Annotated in this window: 7 protein-coding genes; 1 reads left to right on the plus strand and 6 read right to left on the minus strand. The window is 69.1% G+C overall.

Translation table 11 applies throughout. The features are described from left to right. Positions 1-55 precede the first annotated feature (55 nt). Positions 56-727, minus strand: coding sequence for a histidine phosphatase family protein (locus NS4_RS30800; RefSeq protein ID WP_063062981.1), 672 nt, complete (start codon positions 725-727; stop codon positions 56-58). A gap of 119 nt (positions 728-846) precedes the next feature. Then, complete coding sequence (gene hemL, locus NS4_RS30805; RefSeq protein WP_063062982.1) at positions 847-2,181, minus strand: glutamate-1-semialdehyde 2,1-aminomutase; 1,335 nt, start codon at positions 2,179-2,181, stop codon at positions 847-849. A gap of 170 nt (positions 2,182-2,351) precedes the next feature. Here hemL and NS4_RS30810 point away from each other — a divergent pair, with 170 nt between their 5' ends. Then, positions 2,352-2,747 (plus strand): hypothetical protein, encoded by a 396-nt coding sequence (locus tag NS4_RS30810; protein WP_245665868.1) that lies wholly within the window; start codon positions 2,352-2,354, stop codon positions 2,745-2,747. Positions 2,748-2,755: 8 nt separating this feature from the next. Here the strand turns inward: NS4_RS30810 and NS4_RS30815 are convergent, their stop codons facing one another. The 4 genes from NS4_RS30815 to hemB form a co-directional block, all read right to left on the minus strand. Beyond that, on the minus strand, positions 2,756-3,004 hold the full coding sequence (locus NS4_RS30815; RefSeq protein ID WP_063062977.1) for a hypothetical protein: 249 nt from the start codon (positions 3,002-3,004) through the stop codon (positions 2,756-2,758). A 63-nt stretch (positions 3,005-3,067) separates the two neighbouring features. Then, positions 3,068-3,574 carry a transport-regulating membrane protein Mce1N gene (gene mce1N / locus NS4_RS30820; protein ID WP_063062978.1) on the minus strand — a complete coding sequence of 169 codons (507 nt, stop codon included), beginning with the start codon at positions 3,572-3,574 and terminating at the stop codon, positions 3,068-3,070. Between the two features lie 354 nt (positions 3,575-3,928). Further along, entirely contained in the window at positions 3,929-4,420 is a 492-nt protein-coding gene (locus NS4_RS30825) for a hypothetical protein (protein WP_245665870.1), read from the minus strand. 8 nt (positions 4,421-4,428) lie between these two features. Then, the gene (gene hemB, locus NS4_RS30830) at positions 4,429-5,406 is read right to left on the minus strand and encodes a porphobilinogen synthase (protein WP_063062980.1); all 978 of its coding nucleotides are present in this window, start codon (positions 5,404-5,406) and stop codon (positions 4,429-4,431) included. Between the last annotated feature and the right edge of the window lie 249 nt (positions 5,407-5,655).

Consider the following 5,655-nt stretch of genomic DNA (forward strand, 5'->3'; position numbering starts at 1 on the left):
ATGAACGGACGCCCTGCGTGGTCACGCTGCGCTACCGCCTCCGGGCGCTGACCGTTCATGCGCCATGCACCGTCGGGTCCGAACCGCCCGCGGGCTCGGAGTAGACGATATCGACGAGTGTGTCGCCCCGGTACACCAGCGAGGTGAGCGAGGCCAGACCGCACTGCCGGGTGCGCGGATCGTGCCAGAGGCGCTGGCCCTGCAGGAACCGGCGCAGCGTCCACACCGGCAGCTGATGGGAGACCAGTACCGCCTCGCGACCGGCCGACTCCACCCGGGCCTTGTTCACCGCGGCCAGCATGCGGTGCGCGATCTGGAGGTAGGGCTCACCCCAGGACGGGGTGAACGGGTCGCGCAGTTTCCACCAGTGCCGGGGTTTGCGCAGTGCGCCGTCACCGACCGATACCCGCAGCCCCTCGAAGGTGTTACCGGCCTCGATGAGGTTCTCGTCGGTGCGCACGATCAGCCCGTGCCGGCCCGCGATGGGTTCGGCTGTCTCCTGCGCGCGCTGCAGCGGCGACGCGATGACCAGGGCGATATCGTGATCGGCCAGTGCCCGCGCGACCGCGCCGGCCTGCGCCCGTCCGGTCACGGACAAACCGAAACCGGGCAGCCTGCCGTAGAGGATCCCGCGCGGATTGTGCACTTCGCCGTGCCGCAGCACGTGCACGATGGTTTCGACCGATTCGGGATCGGAGGTACCGGTCGACGGCGCGGCCGCGGCCACCTCACCCGGCGTGCCGAGATCGGTGCCGGTCTCCGCTGCGGGGACGGCGGGCCCGGTGGTGGATATCGGATCGTCCCGGTCGGCCGGGGCGGCGGATACGCGCTCGGGGTCGGGCTTGCTCACGCGCGATTTCCTTCGGGTGTGGCGCTCGCGGCCGCTTCGGCGGCGGCGGGCAGGGCTGTGGCGATTCGGTCGAAGGCGGCGTCGTCGAGTGCGGCCGAGACGAACCAGGCCTCGAACGCGCTGGGCGGCGCGTACACCCCGCCGTCGAGCAGCGCGTGGAAGAAGCCCGGGTAGCGCCACGTCGCGCTCGCCTTGGCGGCGGCGTAGTCGAGTACCGGTTCATCGGCGAAGAACACGCTGACCATATTGCCCGCGAACTGCACCCGGTGCGGGACCCCCGCGCCGGTGAGGGCGTCGGTGAGCAGAATCCCGAGCCGTTCGCTGTTGCGGTCCAGCGCGGCGTACACCGTGTCGTCGGCGGCGCGCAGGGTCGCGAGTCCGGCCGCCACGGCCACCGGATTCCCGGACAGGGTCCCCGCTTGGTAGACCGGGCCCAGCGGGGCCAGCCGGTCCATCACCTCGGCCCGGCCGCCGAACGCGGCCGCGGGCAGCCCGCCGCTCATCACCTTGCCGAAGGTGTAGAGGTCCGCGGCCACCGGATCGAGTCCGTACCAGCCGGCCGCGCTCACCCGGAAACCGGTCATCACCTCGTCCATGATGAGCAACGCCCCGTGATCGGAGGTGAGCCGGCGCAGCCCCGCATTGAAATCGGGCAGCGGCGCCACCGCGCCCATGTTCCCGGCGGCGGCCTCGGTGATCACCGCGGCGATCTCTCCCGGGTTCGCCTCGAAAGCGGCCCGCACGGCATCCAGATCGTTGTAGGGCACCACGATGGTGTCGGCGGCCTGCGCCCCGGTGACACCGGGTGAGGTCGGGAGCGCGAAAGTCGCCACCCCGGAACCGGCTTCGGCCAGCAACGCGTCGACGTGGCCGTGATAACAACCGGCGAATTTGATGATCTTGGTGCGCCCGGTGTACCCGCGCGCCAGCCGGACCGCGCTCATGGTCGCCTCGGTACCGGAATTCACCAGCCGCACCTTCTGCACCGGAGCGACCCGCTCGACGATGAGTTCGGCCAGTTCCACCTCACCGGGCGTCGGCGCCCCGAAGGACAAGCCCGAACCCGCGACCTCGCGAACCGCCTCGACCACCGCCGGATGGGCGTGTCCGAGGATCATCGGCCCCCAGGAGCACACCAGATCGACGTAATCGTTACCGTCGGCGTCGGTGAGCCGACAGCCCCGGGCGGATGTGATGAACCTCGGCGTGCCGCCCACCGAGCCGAAGGCACGCACCGGGGAATTGACACCACCGGGAACAACCGCTTCGGCTCGCTGGAAAAGCTGACTGGAGGCCGGCACCGCCGTACCGGCCACGCGCAGAGAACTCACGGCCTCCAGTTTGGCAGCCTCCTCCCGCAACGTCGACGACAGGGTGCGCATACGTGACCTACGCCGCGACGGCGACACCGGCGAAGCCAAATACAGCCGGGTCAGGACCCGAGTGCGTAGTCTCTGTCTGCATCGGAACAAACAGTGGATCACCGGCCGGGGAGGTCGTTTTGCGGATTGCCAGGAGTACTGCGGCGCTTTCTCTGGTCTCGGTCGCCTTCGGAGCGCTGGCCACCGGCCTCGGCGCCGGTACGGCGGCAGCCGTCGAACCGGTCGTGGACCCCGACAACGCGCGCGCCGGATTCCGCTTGAACCAGCCCGAAACCGCGGCGCTGGCCGCGGGCCCGATCCCGGCCCTGGTCGACCATGTGGTCCCGCCCTCCCAGATCGGCGCCGGTCTCGACAGCGACACCCGTCTCTATCGCGACGAGAACGGCGGTGTCCACGCCTCCCTGCGCCAGGTCATCCTGGAATCGGCCGACAACGGCGGTTCGGTGCTGGTGTTCTTCCACGTCCCCGGCGCCCCGCACGGCCGGGTGTTCGATATCTACCAGCAGTGGCGCTGACCGGCCGGTCAGCTTCGCCGAGGCGCCCGCACCAACCGGGCGACGGCATCGATGACGGCGGTACCGGCACCCGCCACCAGCAACATCACCAGGAAAAGCCACGGCCCCGCATAACGGGTCGCGCTGTAGGCGGGTACGTCTCCGGTCGCCGGGAAATCGGTGTTCTGGACGCCCAGGTTCCAGCAGAGCACGGCCAGAGCCAGCGCGAGAACCGCCAGCGCGATATCGGCAGCCGGTAGGACGAGCGAACGGTTCACAGGTCTCCTCGGGTCGGCGGCTCGGATGCGATCACCCGATCGTGCCCGCGCGCGCGGCGATAATCAATCGTCGCGACCGGGATCCGGTGCGCGATCTTTTTCGACCGGCACCACCCGGATCAGGGCCCGCCGCAGCGCACGATGGTCCTTGGCCCAGGTACGCACCAGCTCGCCGTCGGTGCGGCGCAGCCCGATCGCGGTACGCCGCCGCGGTACCCCGGTCAATTCGCCGAGTGCCCGGCCGCTCTCCCAGGGTTCATCGGCATCCACCGGTAGCACCGCCGCGATGGACCGGACCGGTGTCGTCTCGGCGCCGTTGCGCAGGAAGTCGCCGGTGAGTTCGACGCTCACATGGGTGCGTGCGGCATACACCTGCAATACCGCGAACCCACTGATCAATACGGCGCAGAAGATCAGGGCGAACCAGTGCGGTGTGACACCCGCCGCGACCTCCACGGCCAGCAGCAGGGCACAGACCAGGGGGCCGTAGGCGACCGCTCGCCAGCGGGCTCCGGGCTCGAAGAAGAGGATCTCCCCGGCCTCGGGGACTGTGTCCGCTCGGTCAGGCATGGGGTGGACCGGCCGGGGAAACGAGGGCCAACTCGTATCAGCCGACGACGCCGGGGATCAGCAGAACCGCGACGGTGAGAACCCCGAACAGAACCAGAAGAGTCAGTACGAGCATGTCCCGCCGAATACTCTGTGGCTGCTGGATCACCACTCGCATCATTGCCTCCGATCCCCGGACGGTCAGGTCTCCGTCCTACTGACCGGGTACCCGAGGCCGCCGGTTGGCATGTCCTCTGTGACAGCCCTCACCATACATGGCGGAATACCTGGAACAAACTCCGCGTTCGTTATCCGAATCGGCCACTGACTCGCTGCAGGCAACAATGCCCAGGTCAGCGAGTCGCGTACCGGCTCTCAGCGGACTCCGGGTGCGCCAGGGCCGCGCGGTGGCAGAAACCATTTCGCTGCCTCCGGGCGCTGGCAGAGGTAGATCGCCCCACCGGCCAGTACCGCCTGCACGATGGACGCCGCCCCGGAGAGCACCGGCCCGGCTCCATCCACGACTCCGATGGAGAACAGCGCGATCACCCCGGAGATCACCAACCAGACCCCGGCGAAGGTCAGCAGGGTCCGCGCCCACAGCTTTCCCTTGCCGAGCTGATGGACGACCAGCACCGCCAGCGCGGCGACCGCCAGTCCGAGGATCACGCCCAGGACCGCCCCGACCGTGACCAGCAGGTCGACCATCGCCGGGGTGATCTGCGGATCCGCCGCCTGCATCCGGTCCCGGAACTCCGCGCTGAACCGCTCGCGGTTGGTCAGCGTATCGGCCAGGGATATGAACAACCGGCCCACGCCCAGGCCGATTACGCCCCACCACAGTTGCCGCGCGGTGACAATATCCACCGGCGGAGTCATGACAGCCAGAGCGCCGCCTCCGTCGCCCAATAGGTGAGCACGATATCCGCGCCCGCGCGCCGGATACCGGTCAGCGATTCCAGCACGGCGGCCCGGCGATCGATCCAACCGCGTTCGGCTGCCGCCGTGATCATCGAGTACTCCCCGGAAATCTGATACGCGGCAACGGGAACCGGCGAACGATCGGCCACCTCGCGCAGAATATCCAGATATGACATGGCCGGTTTCACCATGACGATATCGGCGCCCTGCTCCAAGTCCAGTTCCAGTTCCCGGATCGACTCCCGGCGGTTGGCCGCGTCCTGCTGATAGGTCCGGCGGTCGCCCTGCAACGACGAGGCCACCGCCTCCCGGAAGGGACCGTAGAACGCCGACGCGTACTTGGCCGCGTAGGCGAGAATCGCGGTATCGGTCCGGCCCGCCTCGTCGAGCCCGTCGCGGATCGCACCGACCTGACCGTCCATCATCCCGCTCGTGCCGAGCAGATCGGCGCCCGCCTCGGCCTGCGCCAGCGCCATCTCCACGTACCGCTGCACCGTGGCGTCGTTGTCGACCGCGCCCGAGCCGTCCAGCACTCCGCAATGGCCGTGATCGGTGAACTCGTCGAGGCAGGTATCGGCCATGACGACGGTGGAGTCCCCTACCTCGGCGGCCAGCGCCCGCAACCCCCGGTTCAAGATGCCCTCCGGATCGGTCGCGCCGCTGCCCAGCGGGTCCTTGTCCTCCGGCTTGGGCACCCCGAACAACATCAGCCCGCCCACACCGGCCGCGACGGCCTCGGTGGCGGCTTTGCGCAGGGAATCCAGCGAATGCTGGAACACCCCGGGCATCGAACTGATCTCGCGGGGATCGGACAACCCGTCCGCCACGAACATCGGCAACACCAGATGCCGGGGCTCCAAACTGGTCTCGGCCACCAGCCGCCGCAACGCCGGCGTACGCCGCAGGCGCCGCGGACGCTCGATACCGCTCATGGTGTGAAGTCTAGGGGTGCCGGTGAGAGCGGGTTCGCGGGGTCGAGCACTGGCCGGCCCGAGAGGGTAAGGCATGGCTCACTTGCGCGGTCGCCGCCGGTGTCTGTCGCTGCCGGTGAAGGGCCTCACGACCGTTCCCGCAAGATCCCCGCCTCCCGCAGCTGCGGCAGAACCTCGCATATGCCCACCTTCACGAACATCCGACCCCCTCGGTGCCGAGTTCAGCGAGGCCCTGAAACGGTCGAGGCC

The sequence above is a fragment of the Nocardia sienata NBRC 100364 genome (assembly GCF_001613205.1).
Lineage (GTDB): Bacteria > Actinomycetota > Actinomycetes > Mycobacteriales > Mycobacteriaceae > Nocardia > Nocardia sienata.

Coding starts and splice junctions, on each gene's coding strand:
- mce1N (WP_063062978.1), bottom strand. CDS start 3,574: ATGCCTGACCGAGCGGACACAGTCCCCGAGGCCGGGGAGATCCTCTTC.
- hemB (WP_063062980.1), bottom strand. CDS start 5,406: ATGAGCGGTATCGAGCGTCCGCGGCGCCTGCGGCGTACGCCGGCGTTG.